Source organism: Vibrio sp. Vf1514 (genome assembly GCF_052076135.1).
Taxonomy (GTDB): domain Bacteria; phylum Pseudomonadota; class Gammaproteobacteria; order Enterobacterales; family Vibrionaceae; genus Vibrio; species Vibrio furnissii.
The window spans coordinates 804,494-819,698 of record NZ_CP197267.1 but is presented as its reverse complement, the minus strand read 5'-3'; the positions used below and the strand labels follow the sequence as shown (position 1 = coordinate 819,698).

Annotated in this window: 15 protein-coding genes; 13 read left to right on the top strand and 2 right to left on the bottom strand. The window is 50.5% G+C overall.

What is annotated here, in order from left to right:
* Positions 1-9 precede the first annotated feature (9 nt).
* Complete coding sequence (locus ACS18Q_RS03860; RefSeq protein WP_004723914.1) at positions 10-480, bottom strand: zinc ribbon-containing protein; 471 nt, start codon at positions 478-480, stop codon at positions 10-12.
* A 121-nt stretch (positions 481-601) separates the two neighbouring features.
* On the opposite strand from ACS18Q_RS03860, the gene leuS reads away from it, so the two are divergent.
* The 13 genes from leuS to ACS18Q_RS03795 all read left to right on the top strand — a co-directional run bounded on the left by leuS (position 602) and on the right by ACS18Q_RS03795 (position 13,683).
* Complete coding sequence (gene leuS, locus ACS18Q_RS03855; protein WP_441257400.1) at positions 602-3,178, top strand: leucine--tRNA ligase; 2,577 nt, start codon at positions 602-604, stop codon at positions 3,176-3,178.
* A gap of 109 nt (positions 3,179-3,287) precedes the next feature.
* Positions 3,288-3,911, top strand: coding sequence for an LPS-assembly lipoprotein LptE (locus ACS18Q_RS03850; RefSeq protein ID WP_014205564.1), 624 nt, complete (start codon positions 3,288-3,290; stop codon positions 3,909-3,911).
* Positions 3,912-3,919: 8 nt separating this feature from the next.
* Positions 3,920-4,945, top strand: coding sequence for a DNA polymerase III subunit delta (gene holA / locus ACS18Q_RS03845; RefSeq protein WP_014205565.1), 1,026 nt, complete (start codon positions 3,920-3,922; stop codon positions 4,943-4,945).
* A gap of 66 nt (positions 4,946-5,011) precedes the next feature.
* Positions 5,012-5,329 (top strand): ribosome silencing factor, encoded by a 318-nt coding sequence (rsfS, locus tag ACS18Q_RS03840; RefSeq protein ID WP_004723920.1) that lies wholly within the window; start codon positions 5,012-5,014, stop codon positions 5,327-5,329.
* 2 nt (positions 5,330-5,331) lie between these two features.
* Positions 5,332-5,802: a 23S rRNA (pseudouridine(1915)-N(3))-methyltransferase RlmH gene (gene rlmH, locus ACS18Q_RS03835; protein ID WP_441257399.1), complete on the top strand. Its 471-nt coding sequence runs from the start codon at positions 5,332-5,334 to the stop codon at positions 5,800-5,802.
* A 6-nt stretch (positions 5,803-5,808) separates the two neighbouring features.
* Positions 5,809-7,692, top strand: coding sequence for a penicillin-binding protein 2 (gene mrdA, locus ACS18Q_RS03830; RefSeq protein ID WP_004723923.1), 1,884 nt, complete (start codon positions 5,809-5,811; stop codon positions 7,690-7,692).
* Entirely contained in the window at positions 7,692-8,813 is a 1,122-nt protein-coding gene (rodA, locus tag ACS18Q_RS03825; protein WP_004723924.1) for a rod shape-determining protein RodA, read from the top strand. Before mrdA ends, rodA begins: the two co-directional genes overlap by 1 nt.
* A gap of 3 nt (positions 8,814-8,816) precedes the next feature.
* Positions 8,817-9,605, top strand: a complete 789-nt coding sequence (locus ACS18Q_RS03820; RefSeq protein ID WP_004723927.1) for a septal ring lytic transglycosylase RlpA family protein — start codon at positions 8,817-8,819, stop codon at positions 9,603-9,605.
* Positions 9,606-9,702: 97 nt separating this feature from the next.
* Complete coding sequence (locus ACS18Q_RS03815) at positions 9,703-10,878, top strand: serine hydrolase (protein ID WP_441257398.1); 1,176 nt, start codon at positions 9,703-9,705, stop codon at positions 10,876-10,878.
* A gap of 120 nt (positions 10,879-10,998) precedes the next feature.
* Positions 10,999-11,277 carry a DUF493 family protein YbeD gene (gene ybeD, locus ACS18Q_RS03810; protein WP_004723930.1) on the top strand — a complete coding sequence of 93 codons (279 nt, stop codon included), beginning with the start codon at positions 10,999-11,001 and terminating at the stop codon, positions 11,275-11,277.
* Between the two features lie 195 nt (positions 11,278-11,472).
* Positions 11,473-12,129, top strand: a complete 657-nt coding sequence (lipB, locus tag ACS18Q_RS03805) for a lipoyl(octanoyl) transferase LipB (protein WP_441257625.1) — start codon at positions 11,473-11,475, stop codon at positions 12,127-12,129.
* A 3-nt stretch (positions 12,130-12,132) separates the two neighbouring features.
* Positions 12,133-13,098 (top strand): lipoyl synthase, encoded by a 966-nt coding sequence (gene lipA / locus ACS18Q_RS03800; protein WP_004723933.1) that lies wholly within the window; start codon positions 12,133-12,135, stop codon positions 13,096-13,098.
* Positions 13,099-13,356: 258 nt separating this feature from the next.
* Positions 13,357-13,683 carry a hypothetical protein gene (locus ACS18Q_RS03795; RefSeq protein ID WP_004723935.1) on the top strand — a complete coding sequence of 109 codons (327 nt, stop codon included), beginning with the start codon at positions 13,357-13,359 and terminating at the stop codon, positions 13,681-13,683.
* Between the two features lie 84 nt (positions 13,684-13,767).
* On the opposite strand, the gene glyA is transcribed toward ACS18Q_RS03795, so the two are convergent.
* Positions 13,768-15,018, bottom strand: a complete 1,251-nt coding sequence (gene glyA, locus ACS18Q_RS03790) for a serine hydroxymethyltransferase (RefSeq protein ID WP_004723937.1) — start codon at positions 15,016-15,018, stop codon at positions 13,768-13,770.
* Between the last annotated feature and the right edge of the window lie 187 nt (positions 15,019-15,205).

The following is a 15,205-nucleotide window of genomic DNA, read 5'->3' as shown; positions in this document are numbered from 1 at the left end:
GTTTCAGCATTACGGTTTCAACGGTAAGCGACTAAAAGCAGTCTTGCCACAACGAATGCACGGCACAATTTCGGTCGCATGGTTGTAGTCGACTCGATGGCCGCAGTTTTCACACACCAGCGTTCCAAGGCCAATCATATCGCCCGCTTTGTACAAGCCTTGATGTTCCAGATCCTGAAACAGCTCCACCCACTCCACTTTGGTTTTATCCGTGATCTCCAGCAGCCCTTGCCAAATGGAGTTCGCAATCATCACATAAAACGGACTGCTTTTTTCCTCTTCATAGCTCTCTGCAAACTCTTTGAGATCCGATTTAACGTAAGCTGAAATCAGCGCCAGTTCATCTTTGGTCAGATCATTTGCAGCGGCCACAACCTTGCCCGATGTTTCCAGAATATGGTCCACTTCTTCAGGACTCTGTTTGAGGGTTTCGACCACCTCTTCGAGTAAAGCTTCATAACCCGTTTTTTGTTTTGGCATAAGTCACCTCTCTCAAACCCGATTGGCTATTGTTGTGCTCCCTTGCTTTAGGTATTCTATGACGATCTATTAGTATCTGTTCAAACTGAACTCACAAATTCCAAGATAACCGGATATATCGATGCAAGAGCAATACAACCCGCAAGACATTGAACAAAAAGTTCAAGAGCATTGGGAAAGCAACAAGACTTTCGTTGTAAGTGAAGACCCAAATAAAGAAAAATTCTACTGTCTTTCTATGTTCCCGTACCCAAGCGGCCGACTGCACATGGGTCACGTGCGTAACTACACCATCGGTGATGTGGTTGCTCGCTTTCAGCGTCTGCAAGGCAAAAACGTCATGCAGCCAATCGGCTGGGATGCATTCGGTCTACCGGCAGAAAACGCCGCGGTAAAAAATAACACCGCGCCGGCGCCTTGGACTTACGAAAACATCGAATACATGAAAAACCAGCTGAAACTGCTGGGTTTTGGCTACGACTGGAATCGTGAGTTCGCAACTTGCCGTCCAGAATACTACCGTTGGGAACAAGAGTTCTTCACCAAACTGTACGAGAAAGGTCTGGTTTACAAGAAAACCTCTTCTGTGAACTGGTGTCCGAACGACCAAACCGTTCTGGCCAACGAACAGGTGGAAGACGGTTGCTGCTGGCGCTGTGATACGCCGGTTGAGCAGAAAGAAATTCCGCAGTGGTTCATCAAGATCACGGCTTACGCACAAGAACTGCTCGACGACCTCGACAACCTTGACGGCTGGCCTGAGATGGTCAAAACCATGCAGCGCAACTGGATTGGCCGTTCTGAAGGTGTGGAACTGAAATTTGCCGTGAAAGACCACGCGCAAGACTTGGAAGTGTACACCACGCGTCCAGATACCCTGATGGGTGTGACTTACGTGGGGATCGCAGCGGGCCACCCTCTGGCAACCGAAGCCGCGAAATCAAACCCTGCGCTGGCCGCTTTCATCGACGAGTGTAAAAACACCAAAGTGGCAGAAGCCGAACTGGCGACTATGGAGAAGAAAGGCATGGCCACTGGCCTGACCGCGATTCATCCTTTGAATGGCCGTGAAGTGCCAATCTTTGTCGCGAACTTCGTACTGATGGATTACGGCACAGGTGCGGTGATGGCCGTTCCTGCGCACGACCAACGTGACTTCGAATTTGCCACCAAATACAACCTCGACATCATTCCGGTCATCAAGCCACTTGATGGCAGCGAACTGGATATCTCAGAAGCGGCATACACCGAAAAAGGCGTCCTGTTCGATTCAGGTGAATTCGACGGTCTGGAATTCCAAGCCGCTTTCGATGCCATTGCAGCGAAACTGGAAGCAGAAGGCAAAGGCGTGAAAACCGTCAACTTCCGTCTACGTGACTGGGGCGTGTCTCGTCAACGTTACTGGGGCGCACCAATTCCAATGGTGACCACAGAAGACGGAGTTGTGCACCCAGTGCCCGCCGACCAACTGCCTGTGATTCTGCCAGAAGATGTGGTCATGGATGGCGTGACCAGCCCAATCAAAGCCGATAAAGCGTGGGCAGAAACCACCTTTAATGGCGAACCAGCACTGCGTGAAACCGATACTTTCGATACCTTCATGGAATCGTCTTGGTACTACGCACGCTACTGTTCTCCACAAGCAGACGACATTCTGGATCCAGAAAAAGCCAACTACTGGCTGCCCGTAGACCAATACATCGGCGGTATCGAGCACGCGTGTATGCACCTGCTTTACTCACGCTTCTTCCACAAATTGCTGCGTGATGCTGGTTATGTGACGTCTGACGAACCGTTCAAGCAACTGCTGTGTCAAGGTATGGTTCTGGCTGACGCCTTCTACTACACCAACGACAAAGGCGGGAAAGAGTGGGTATCTCCGACCGAAGTGAAAGTTGAGCGTGACGGTAAAGGCCGTATCAGCACAGCGGTTGATTCACACGGTCGCTGCGTTGAACACTCAGGCATGATCAAAATGTCTAAGTCGAAAAACAACGGGATCGACCCACAAGAGATGGTCGACAAATACGGTGCCGACACCGTCCGTCTGTTCATGATGTTTGCATCACCAGCCGATATGACGCTGGAATGGCAAGAGTCTGGCGTGGAAGGAGCAAACCGCTTCCTGAAACGTGTGTGGAAACTGGTTCGTGAACATACCGAAAAAGGTGAAGCAACCGCAGTGGATACTGCTGCCCTGACTGGCGATCAAAAAGCGCTACGTCGTGACGTTCACAAAACCATCGCGAAAGTGACCGATGACATTGCTCGTCGTCAAACCTTCAACACCGCGATCGCGGCTGTGATGGAACTGATGAACAAACTAGGCAAAGCACCACAAGACGATGCGCAAGATCGTGCGATTTTGGACGAAGCCCTGAAAGCGATCACCGTGATGCTCTACCCAATCGCGCCACACATCTGTTTTGAAATGTGGAACGCGCTGGGTCAAGCCGACATCGACAGCGCAAGCTGGCCAATGTTTGATGAAGCCGCACTGGTTGAAGATGAGAAGCTGATCGTCCTTCAAGTGAACGGCAAGCTACGTGGTAAACTGACTGTCGCAGCGGACGCAACCAAAGAACAGGTTGAAGCGCTGGGTCTGAACGATGAAAACGTGCTGAAATTCACCGATGGTCTCACCATCCGCAAAGTCATCTATGTTCCAGGAAAACTGCTGAACATCGTGGCGAACTAATTCCGTATTTTACGGTCAGTAAACAGGGCCTTGTGCCCTGTTTACTTATCTCAGTTTATCGCTGTGGTGAACTGAGATAAGTAAACCCAATTCATGAGAACAGAGCCCCATGCGTTTGACACTGCCTTCCACGTTCCAATTATCACTGGTTATCCTGACCGCCACCCTACTTAGTGCCTGCGGTTTCCATCTCCGTGGTGATTATGATATCCCGGAAGAGTTGAGCACCATGTCGCTCACCAGTTACGACCAATACAGCAGCTTCACCCGTTTTGTGAAAGGCCAACTGCGCCTCAACGAAATCAAATTGGTTGAACCTGCGGAAAATGTACCTAACCTGCATCTGGTGAGCGAAAGCATCAGCGAACGCACCCTGTCGTTGTATCAAAATGCGCGCGCCGCAGAAAAAGAACTGACATTCCGCGCGTCTTACCGAGTGACCATTCCCGAGTTGGGCGATAAAACTTTCTCCACCAGCGTGACGCGCAGTTACTTGGACAACCCACTGACAGCACTGGCAAAATCCGTGGAACGTGACATGATTGAAGACGAAATGCGCAAACTGGCTGCAAGCCAAATCATTCGTCAAATGGCCCGTCTAAAAGCCTCCATTCAAGAAGGAACCATGGACAGCGCCGACGCTCTTCAGCCAAACAACACGAAATCTGGCTACAAAATCGACACCATTGAAGAGCGCGTTGCACCTTCCTCCAACAGCATCGAGACGCAGTAGGCCTTGCGATGAGACTCTATGCTGACAAACTGGTCGAAGCGCTCAACCGAGCGCTGCAGCCCGTTTACCTAGTGTTTGGTAATGAGCCCCTGCTGATCCAAGAATCGCGCAGCGCCATTGAGCGTAAAGCGCGTGAACAGGGCTTTGAAGAAAAACACCATTTCAATGTGGATGCCAGCCTCGATTGGCATGAGGTCTATGACTGCTGCCAGTCCATGAGCCTGTTTTCCAGCCGTCAAGTGATCGAGCTGGAAATTCCAGAAGCGGGCATCAATGCCGCTATCGGCAAAGAACTGACCAAGCTCGCGCAAACCCTCAATCCGGACATTTTGCTGCTGATCGTTGGCGCCAAACTGACCAAGGCGCAAGAAAACACCGCATGGTTTAAAGCCCTGATGGCTGAAGGGTGTCTGGTCAACTGCTTAACCCCCGACATCAGTCGCCTGCCACAATTTGTCGCCGCGCGTTGCCGCGCGCTGGGGCTCTCCCCTGATGCCGAAGCGATTCAAATGCTGGCACAGTGGCATGAAGGTAACCTGTTTGCCCTCGCCCAGAGCTTAGAAAAGCTCGCACTGCTTTATCCCGATGGTCAACTGACGTTGATTCGACTGGAAGAGTCACTGAGTCGCAACAACCACTACACGCCATTTCATTGGGTCGATGCCCTACTCGAAGGCAAAGCCAATCGCGCGCAACGCATTTTACGTCAACTGGCTGCCGAGGATGTGGAACCGATTATTCTGATGCGCACCGCGCAAAAAGAGCTGGTGCAACTGCTACATATGCGCGTGGCAATGAATCATCAACCGCTGGGCGCCATCTTTGAAAAACACCGCGTCTGGCAGAACAAACGCCCACTCTATTCCGCAGCGTTACAACGCCTGTCCATTCAGCGCTTACACCACTTAGTGCAATTGCTTGCTCAAAGTGAAATTGTGGCAAAAACTCAGTATGAGCAATCGCCTTGGCCATTGCTGCAGCAGTTAAGCCTCGAATGTTGTGTGGCACAGGCAAACTTACCGTTGCCAGCCTAAAAGCGTGATATACTGCCGCGCTTTGACCCAATCATTTTTATATTAGATATCTCAGAGGACATCCCCTTGCAACGCGAAGAATTAAAAGACTTTCTTGCAGACAAAGCCGACGACATGAAAGCGGTAGACATCGTCACCCTAGACGTTCAAGGCAAATCCAGCGTCACCGATTACATGATCATCTGTACTGGCACGTCCAAGCGACACGTTTCATCGATTGCCGATCATGTTGCGAGTGAAGCGAAAAAAGCCGGTGTGGATCCACTGGGCATGAATGGCGAAAACGAAGGTGAATGGGTTGTGGTCGATCTCGGCACCACCATGCTGCACGTGATGCAGGAAGAACATCGCGCGATGTACCAGCTGGAAAAACTCTGGGGCTAAGCGTGAAAATTCAACTGATTGCCGTCGGCACGAAAATGCCAAAGTGGGTGGAAGAAGGTTTTCAGGAATACCGTCGCCGCTTTCCACATGATATGCCACTGGAGCTGATTGAAATTTCGGCCGGCAAACGCGGTAAAAACGCCGACATTGCAAGAATTCTGCAAAAAGAAGGCGAAGCCATGCTGGCTGCCGTGCCCAAAGGCAACCGAATTGTGACGCTCGATATTCCTGGCAAACGTTGGGATACCGAACAGCTTGCCGAACAGCTGGAAAGCTGGAAAATGGATGCACGTGATGTGTCCATTTTGATTGGTGAACCGGAAGGTCTGGCACCGGCTTGTAAAGCGGCCGCGGAACAGAGCTGGTCGCTGTCACCGCTGACACTGCCTCATCCGTTGGTGCGCGTCGTGATGGCAGAGAGCCTATACCGAGCGTGGAGCATTACAGCCAATCACCCTTATCACCGAGAATAGACCCTGATGTTACGTAAGCGTAGCCCCATTCGAGACTACTTGGCTGAAGCGCGGTTATTCCGTAACCGCGCTGTGGTGTCTTTTATCGCCATTGTTTTGATGATGGGCATTCTGCTCGCCAACCTGTACAACATTCAGGTGAACCAGTATCAAGACTACAAAACCCGTTCAAACGACAACCGAATTAAAGTCGTCCCTATCGCGCCCAATCGCGGCCTCATCTATGATCGAAACGGGATTCTTCTGGCCGAAAACCGCCCGGTTTTTAACTTAGAAATCACACCAGAAAAAGTTAAAAACATGGACGAGACCATCGCCCGTTTACAACAAATTTTAACCATCACGCCAGAGCAAATTGCTGCCTTTGATAAAGAACGCCGCCAAACCCGTCGCTTCAATTCTGTGCCGATTCTCACGCAGTTGAATGAAGAAGACGTCGCCAAGTTCTCCGTCCAGCAACACAAGTTTCCCGGCGTCTCGGTCACTGCCAACCTCAAGCGCTACTACCCATATGGCGAGGTGTTGACCCACGTGATCGGCTACGTGTCGCGCATCAATGACCGCGATATCGAACGCTTGGTGCGTGAAGGCAAAGAAGCCAATTACCAAGCCACACGCGACATCGGCAAACTGGGTATCGAACGCTACTACGAAGATTTATTGCACGGTGAAGCTGGCTACCAAGAAGTGGAAGTCAACAGCCGCGGGCGCGTGATCCGTACGCTGAAATACGTGCCGCCCACTCCGGGCAAAGACATCGTGCTCAACCTCGACATCAACCTGCAGCTGTACGTGCACAACCTACTCAATGGTCGCCGAGGTTCGGCGGTGGTGCTCGATCCAAAAGATAACGGCGTACTGGCGATGGTATCGAGCCCAAGCTACGATCCCAATGCCTTTGTGCACGGTATTTCTGGCAAAGATTACAATGCACTGCTCAACGACAAAGATCGCCCACTGGTTAACCGGACCACGCTGGGTATTTACCCTCCGGGTTCAACGGTAAAACCATTTATTGCGGTCTCCGCACTGGAAGAAGGCGTCATTACGCCCAACACCACGCGTAACGATCCGGGCTACTGGCGCATTCCAAATTCCAAAACCCGACCATTCCGCGACTGGTTGCGTTGGGGCCATGGCCGAGTCGACATCATCAAAGCGCTGGAAGAATCGGTGGATACCTTCTTCTATCAAATCGCTTATGACATGGGCATCGACCGCTTGTCGGAATGGATGATGAAGTTTGGCTTTGGAGATTACACCGGCATTGATATTTCGGAAGAGAGCAAAGCCAACATGCCAACCCGCGACTGGAAAATGGCGCGTCACCGCACCCCTTGGTATCAGGGCGATACCATTCCGGTCGGTATCGGCCAAGGGTACTGGACGGCCACACCAATGCAGCTTGCCAAGGCAACATCGGTTCTGGTGCATCACGGCCAAGTGATTGCGCCGCACTTGTTGCGCTCTACCATTAACAACGGTGAAGAATTCTCCACCCAAAAAGAGACCGAATACGTAACGTACCCGCCGATCACAGGCGTGCCCGACAAGTACTGGGACATGGCGATCGAAGGGATGTATCTGGTGAACCATGGTAAACGCGGCACCGCGCGACGCGCATTCCAAGGGCTGCAATACAAAAGCGCCGGTAAATCCGGTACAGCGCAGGTGTTTGGCTTGGCTGAAGGACAGGAATACAACGCCGAAGAACTGGCGGAACACCTACGTGACCACGCGCTGTTTACCGGGTTTGCACCGGTGGATGATCCGCAAGCGATTGTCACCATCGTGCTGGAAAACGCCGGTGGTGGGTCGAGCAACGGCGCACCCGTGGTCAGACAAATCTTTGACCGCGTCATTCTGGGCAAAAAAGAGGCTGACAAATAATGAAAATGGATCCCTCTACCGGTCAGAACCGGGCGTTCTTTGAACGTTTACACATCGACCTGCCGCTGCTACTTGGTTTATTGGTTGTAATGGGCTTTGGTCTGGTGGTGATGTACAGCGCCAGTGGCCAAAGTTTAGCGATGATGGATCGCCAAGCGATGCGCATGGTTTTGGCGCTCGCGGTCATGATTGGCTTGGCGCAGTTGCCACCACGCACTTATGAACGCTTGGCGCCCGCCCTATTTTTCGTCGGTGTCGCGCTGTTGCTGGGCGTGCTGCTGTTTGGTGAAATCTCAAAAGGCGCGCAGCGCTGGTTGAACTTGGGCTTTGTCCGTTTTCAGCCATCGGAACTGTTGAAACTGGCGGTACCGCTGATGGTGGCGCGCTACATTGGTAAGCGCCCACTGCCACCGAGTTTCCAAACCTTGGTTATTTCTTTGGTGATGGTGTTCGTCCCGACCATTTTGATTGCCAAGCAGCCTGACCTCGGTACCTCCATTCTGATTGCCGCATCAGGGATTTTCGTAATTTTCTTGGCCGGCATCAGCTGGAAGATTATCATCGCCGCCGCCATGGCGGTTGGCGCCTTTATTCCGGTGCTGTGGTATTTCCTGATGCACGAATACCAAAAAACGCGTGTGCGCACCCTGTTCAATCCGGAATCGGATCCCTTGGGCGCCGGATATCACATCATTCAGAGTAAAATTGCCATTGGTTCAGGCGGTATCGCCGGCAAAGGGTGGTTACACGGCACGCAATCCAACCTAGAATTTCTTCCAGAGCGACATACTGACTTTATCTTTGCAGTCATCGCGGAAGAATGGGGCATGATAGGCATTCTTGCACTGCTGGCAGTGTATCTGTTTATCATTGGCCGGGGCTTGTACCTCGCCAGCAACGCACAAACTGCATTTGGCCGCATGATGGCGGGCAGTATCGTGCTGAGTTTCTTTGTTTACGTGTTTGTTAACATTGGGATGGTGAGCGGTATTTTGCCGGTAGTGGGTGTGCCACTTCCATTGATCAGTTATGGCGGTACGTCTATGGTTACCCTCATGGCCGGGTTTGGCATTCTGATGTCTATCCACACCCATAGAAAAGCGTTTTCAAAGGCAAACTAATTCATGAAGCAATCCACGCTCCTATTCAGCGTATGCACCGTTGCCATTCTGGCCGGGTGTAGTTCGTCTTCCGGTCGCTATGATATCAAAGATGATGTGGCGCCGAAGGCTCCGATTTCGGTTGAACACATTGAAGATGCGCATCCGCAGTACGAACCTTATAGTTTGGGTGGAAACAAAGATTACACGTTACGCGGCCAGAATTACCAAATCGTCAAAAACACCACGGATTTCAAAGAGCGTGGTCAAGCGTCTTGGTATGGCAAGAAGTTTCATGGCCATCTGACGTCTAACGGCGAAATCTACGACATGTACTCGATGACCGCCGCTCACAAAACATTGCCGCTGCCGTCTTACGTCAAAGTCACCAACTTGGATAATGGCAAATCAACCGTAGTTCGCGTCAACGACCGCGGGCCATTCCATGATGGACGCATCATTGATTTAAGTTATGCAGCGGCGTATAAACTGGGCGTCGTTCAGACCGGAACGGCCAACGTTGAAATCGAAGCCATTCAGGTCACACAACCGACCAACGTCAAGCCTAAAGCCGGCGCGCCTCAATACATCATTCAGGTGGCATCTTCGCAACATGAAGAAAGAGTTCGAACTTTAGCGCAAAACCTTGGTCAAAGCTTATCGGTGCAAAGTTTTGTTGAGAGTGTTAACCGTAGTCACCGGCTCTTTCTAGGGCCATTCAGTGATTACACCCTGACGCAGGACACCTTGGAAAAGGTGAAAGCGATGGGATATGACACCGCTTTTATAAAAAAGCACCCCGTCACGCAATGATGACCACTCAAACCCGACCAGCCAAGCATTCGGGTCTGGTTTGAGAAGTCGTTTCTGTTAAGATATTGGACAATTAAATACACTATTCGCATTCATCATGAAAAAAAGCATCCTAAATTCTGTTTTAGCGTCTTCCATTGCGCTTTCCGCTACTTTCTCAACCGCGGCCTTCGCTTCTCCTGTCGTAATTCCAGATGCGCCACAGATCGCTGCGAAAGGTTTTGTACTGATTGACTACCATTCAGGCAAAGTTCTTGCCGAGAAAGAAATGCACACCAAACTGTCGCCAGCCAGCTTGACCAAAATGATGACCAGCTATGTCATCGGTCAGGAACTGAAGCGCGGCAACATCACGAACGATGACGACGTGACCATCAGCCGCAACGCATGGGCGAAGAACTTCCCTGATTCTTCAAAAATGTTCATCGAAGTGGGCACCACGGTGAAAGTGCGTGACCTGAACCAAGGCATCATCGTCCAATCCGGTAACGATGCGTGTGTGGCCATGGCTGAACACATTGCCGGTTCTGAAGACGCCTTTGTTGATCTAATGAACGCATGGGCCGACACGCTGGGCATGCAAGAAACGCATTTTGCAAACGTCCACGGGCTTGATGACCCGAACTTGTACTCAACGCCATACGACATGGCACTGCTGGGCCAAGCGCTGATCCGCGACGTGCCAGACGAGTATAAGATTTACTCACAACAAAAATTCACCTACAACGGCATTACGCAATACAACCGTAACGGACTGCTGTGGGATAAAAGCATGAACGTGGACGGCATCAAAACCGGTCACACCAGCAATGCTGGTTACAGCTTGGTGAGCTCTGCCACTGAAGGGAAGATGCGTTTGATCGCGGTTGTGATGGGCACCAAAGACATGAACGCGCGTAAATCAGAAAGCAAAAAACTGCTGAGTTACGGCTTCCGTTTCTTTGAAACCGTGGCGCCACACAAAGCGGGTGAAACCTTCGTTGATGAGAAAATCTGGATGGGCGACAAGTCAACAGTTGCTCTGGGTGTAGACGAAGACACCTATGTGACACTGCCTCGCGGCCAAGCCAAAGATCTAACCGCAAGCTTTGTCCTTGAAAAAGAGCTAAAAGCCCCAATTAAGAAAGGTGATGTGGTTGGTAAACTGTATTACCAGCTGAACGGTGAAGATGTGGCTCAATACCCGCTAATGGCATTAGAGGATGTTGAAGAAGGCAGCATGTTCAGCCGTCTGTGGGACTACATTGTTCTACTGTTCAAAGGCTTATTCTGATCCCTATCCGATCAGTAAAAAAAGCCGCCTTGTGCGGCTTTTTTGTTCACTTGAGATCCCATTCGATTGACTGTACTATTCGTCACCGTTTGATCGAATGCCCAACTTGGAGTTTCCAATATGTTAACCATCAACTCTGATGCAAAATTGAAAGACCTGCTTGAGTTCCCGTGCTCGTTCACTTACAAAGTGATGGGCCACGCGAAACCGGAATTGCCAGAGCTTGTGTTGGAAGTGATTCAGCGCCATGCTCCAGGTGACTACAGCCCACGCGTGAAACCTAGTGGCAAAGGGAACTACCACTCGGTATCCATCACCATTACTGCAACGTCGATTGACCAGGTCGAAGTCCTTTACAAAGAGCTCGGCGATATCGAAATCGTTCGCATGGTGTTGTAAGTCTCGTTTATCTACAAATATTTGATTTATTCAAAATTTTTTGAAAGCAGCCTTGTGCTGCTTTTTGTTTATTTATCAAAAAGTTAAAATAGTGACACAAAACTTAAGGACAAAAAGTTAACCGCCATGAGTAGTTCAAATAGCTCAAGACGTTTATAATCCAAACACTTTATATATCACTGACGGACTTTGATGATGGATAACCAGCTTGTTGTCAGACGATTAGGTCGACAGGATTACCATCCTGTTTGGCAAGCCATGCACGACTTTACCGACCAGCGTGATGACACCACACGCGATGAAGTGTGGCTTGTGGAACATAATCCCGTATTTACTCAGGGTCAGGCCGGTAAAGCGGAGCACCTTCTCAATACGGGCGACATTCCGGTGGTACAAAGTGACCGGGGCGGGCAAGTCACCTATCATGGTTCAGGTCAGATCGTGGCCTACTTTCTGATTAATCTGCGCCGCAAAAAACTCGGCGTTCGCGAGCTTGTCACGGATATTGAGAACCTCGTAATTAACACGCTAAACGCTTACAATATCGACGCTGCCGCACGCCCGGACGCGCCAGGCGTTTATGTCGAAGGAAAGAAAATCTGCTCACTCGGCCTGCGAATTCGCAAAGGCTGCTCATTCCATGGTTTAGCGCTCAACGTCAACATGGATCTTTCCCCATTCCTGCGCATCAACCCATGCGGTTATCAAGGAATGGAGATGGTACAAGTGAGCGATTTAGGCGGCCCGGCACGTATAGAAGATGTCGAGCAACAACTCATAAAAGAACTCGTCAGCCTGTTTGGTTACGAGGAAGTAGAATTCAGCACAGAAGCACCTGTCATAGGTAAATAGAGCATGAGCAAACCGATCCAAATGGAAAAAGGCGTGAAATACCGTGACGCCGATAAAATGGCATTAATTCCTGTAAAAAATATGCCTGCAGAACAGAAACAAGTGCTGCGTAAGCCGGAATGGATGAAAATCAAACTGCCAGCAGACAGCCAACGCATTCAAGACATCAAATCGGCAATGCGTAAAAACAACCTGCACTCCGTGTGTGAGGAGGCGTCTTGCCCGAACCTGGCCGAATGTTTCAACCACGGCACTGCAACCTTTATGATTCTGGGTGCCATCTGTACCCGCCGCTGCCCATTCTGTGACGTTGCCCATGGTCGCCCACTGACACCCGATGCCCAAGAGCCACAAAAACTGGCGCAAACCATCAAAGACATGAAATTGAAATACGTGGTGATCACCTCGGTTGACCGTGATGACCTGCGTGATGGTGGTGCGCAGCACTTCGCCGACTGTAACCGCGAAATTCGTGCCCTGAACCCAGAGATTCGTATCGAAACCTTGGTGCCAGATTTCCGTGGTCGTATGGACGTGGCGTTGGATCTGCTCAAAGACAACCCGCCAGACGTATTTAACCACAACTTGGAAACAGCGCCGCGCTTGTACCGCAAAGCTCGCCCGGGTGCGAACTACAAATGGTCACTGGAACTGCTACAAAAATTTAAAGAGATGCACCCAAATGTTCCCACCAAGTCAGGCCTGATGATGGGCTTGGGTGAAACCAAAGAAGAGATTGTGGAAGTGTTGAAAGATCTACGCGCGCATGGCGTAACCATGCTGACGCTGGGTCAATACTTGGCACCAAGCCGTCACCACTTGCCCGTTGAGCGCTACGTGCCACCTTCAGAATTCGATGAACTGAAAGACATCGCGCTGGAACTCGGCTTCACTCACGCCGCTTGTGGTCCTTTTGTGCGTTCGTCTTACCATGCCGATTTGCAAGCCAAAGGGATGGAAGTGAAGTAATCACGCCCAACAAGACAAAGCCGGCCCAGTGCCGGCTTTGTTTTTATGTACCCTGCCAAAACGAAAGGTCTCGGTCATATCGGGTGTCGCTCTGTCAGAAATACGCAACCTGATGCAATTACGACGCCGATGGGCTTGAGCTTGCTAGGCAAAATAGTCTAAACTTTCCGCTATCTATTTCCGAACTATTTGCTTGAAGAACAATTTGCTTGAACAGGTAGCGCGGTCATATGCTCCCGCATCATAAGGATCACTCGAATGAAAAAACTGAGCCTACTGGCCATGATGGCAGTGGCGATCGCGTCAGGTTGTGCATCGAACACCAAACAGGATAATTTCCGCGAAGCCTCTTTTGAACTGTGCAACACCGAAGTGAACATTTACTCGGTCAGCGACGATGGCAAAGTCCGCATCGTGTGCGCCGACGGGTCGAAATTCGCCCTGCAAAGTGAAAGCACACTGCAAACCATGCGCGATATCAACATCGATTACTGTGACGGTGAAGGATTGGGCAAATTCAGTGAGAGCAACAGCTACTACCTGTTTAAATGCAAATCAGGCACTTTGCTCAGCATCGCTAAATAATCAGATTTGATGACATTCTTATAAACGGTCATCCATTAAAAAGGCCTGCAATCTATGCAGGCCTTTTTCGTCACAAGAGAACGCTTATGCGTACACTGGCAGACGTTTACAGATATCCAGAACTTTCTGTTTGGTTGCATCAATCACCGCTTGATCATTGATGTTGTCCAGAACGTCACACATCCAGTTCGCCAGCGTTTTCGCATCGTCTTCAGTGAAGCCACGACGCGTGATCGCAGGAGTACCGACACGAATACCAGACGTCACGAATGGGCTACGTGGATCGTTCGGTACTGAGTTTTTATTCACGGTAATGTTCGCAGCACCCAGCGCGGCATCCGCTTCTTTACCGGTGATGTCTTTGTCGATCAGGTCAACCAAGAACAGGTGGTTTTCAGTACCGTTGGAAACAATTTTGTAGCCGCGTTCTTGGAACTGAGCCACCATCGCTTTGGCGTTCTTCACCACGCGCTCTTGATACGCTTTGAATTCAGGCTCCATCGCTTCTTTGAACGCCACCGCTTTACCCGCGATCACGTGCATCAGAGGACCACCTTGGCCGCCAGGGAATACAGCTGAGTTCAGCTTTTTGTACATCTCTTCGCCAGCGTTCGACAGGATCAGGCCACCGCGTGGACCGGCCAACGTTTTGTGCGTGGTTGTCGTAACAACGTGTGCGTGTGGGATTGGCGTTGGGTAAACACCCGCAGCGATCAGGCCCGCAACGTGCGCCATGTCAACGAACAGGTACGCGTCTACTTTGTCTGCGATTTCACGCATGCGTTTCCAATCAACGATTTGCGAGTACGCTGAGAAACCACCGATGATCATCTTTGGTTTGTGCTCAAGTGCCAGCGCTTCCATTTCGTCGTAGTTGATTTGGCCCGCTTCATCGATGCCGTAAGGAATCACATTGTAGTGTTTACCAGAGAAGTTCACTGGTGAACCGTGCGTCAGGTGACCACCGTGTGCCAGGCTCATACCCAGAACCGTGTCGCCAGGATTCAGCAGTGCCATGTACACAGCGCTGTTTGCTTGAGAGCCAGAGTGTGGCTGTACGTTTGCGTATTCACAACCAAACAGTTGGCACGCACGGTCGATTGCCAGAGATTCAGCTTTGTCGACGTACTCACAGCCGCCGTAGTAACGCTTGCCTGGGTAACCTTCAGCGTATTTGTTGGTCAGCTGAGAGCCTTGCGCTTCCATCACACGTGGGCTGGTGTAGTTTTCTGAAGCGATAAGCTCAATGTGTTCCTCTTGGCGAAGAGTTTCTTCTTGGATTGCTGCGAATAGCTCCGCATCGTAATCAGCGATGTTCATATCACGCTTTAGCATCTGTATCTCCTGACTCAGATTTATCTGAAATTAGCAAAAAACCACACAATGACCCAACGCAAACGTTTTCGTCACCTCTTTGGCGCGCATTCTACATAATTTGATCTTTATCATAAAGCCCAAATTGAAGAAAATATCATGCAGTTTTTTCATAGTGACTGACGAAGTATTTCATCCCGAAGGGTTC

Excerpts from the sequence above, each read along its gene's own strand:
- ACS18Q_RS03815 (WP_441257398.1), top strand. The coding sequence starts at position 9,703 with ATGAAAAAAAGCATCCTAAATTCTGTTTTAGCGTCTTCCATTGCGCTT.
- glyA (WP_004723937.1), bottom strand. The coding sequence starts at position 15,018 with ATGCTAAAGCGTGATATGAACATCGCTGATTACGATGCGGAGCTATTC.
- lipA (WP_004723933.1), top strand. The coding sequence starts at position 12,133 with ATGAGCAAACCGATCCAAATGGAAAAAGGCGTGAAATACCGTGACGCC.
- ACS18Q_RS03860 (WP_004723914.1), bottom strand. The coding sequence starts at position 480 with ATGCCAAAACAAAAAACGGGTTATGAAGCTTTACTCGAAGAGGTGGTC.
- ybeD (WP_004723930.1), top strand. The coding sequence starts at position 10,999 with ATGTTAACCATCAACTCTGATGCAAAATTGAAAGACCTGCTTGAGTTC.
- holA (WP_014205565.1), top strand. The coding sequence starts at position 3,920 with ATGAGACTCTATGCTGACAAACTGGTCGAAGCGCTCAACCGAGCGCTG.
- lipB (WP_441257625.1), top strand. The coding sequence starts at position 11,473 with ATGGATAACCAGCTTGTTGTCAGACGATTAGGTCGACAGGATTACCAT.
- mrdA (WP_004723923.1), top strand. The coding sequence starts at position 5,809 with ATGTTACGTAAGCGTAGCCCCATTCGAGACTACTTGGCTGAAGCGCGG.
- ACS18Q_RS03850 (WP_014205564.1), top strand. The coding sequence starts at position 3,288 with ATGCGTTTGACACTGCCTTCCACGTTCCAATTATCACTGGTTATCCTG.
- ACS18Q_RS03820 (WP_004723927.1), top strand. The coding sequence starts at position 8,817 with ATGAAGCAATCCACGCTCCTATTCAGCGTATGCACCGTTGCCATTCTG.
- leuS (WP_441257400.1), top strand. The coding sequence starts at position 602 with ATGCAAGAGCAATACAACCCGCAAGACATTGAACAAAAAGTTCAAGAG.
- rodA (WP_004723924.1), top strand. The coding sequence starts at position 7,692 with ATGAAAATGGATCCCTCTACCGGTCAGAACCGGGCGTTCTTTGAACGT.
- ACS18Q_RS03795 (WP_004723935.1), top strand. The coding sequence starts at position 13,357 with ATGAAAAAACTGAGCCTACTGGCCATGATGGCAGTGGCGATCGCGTCA.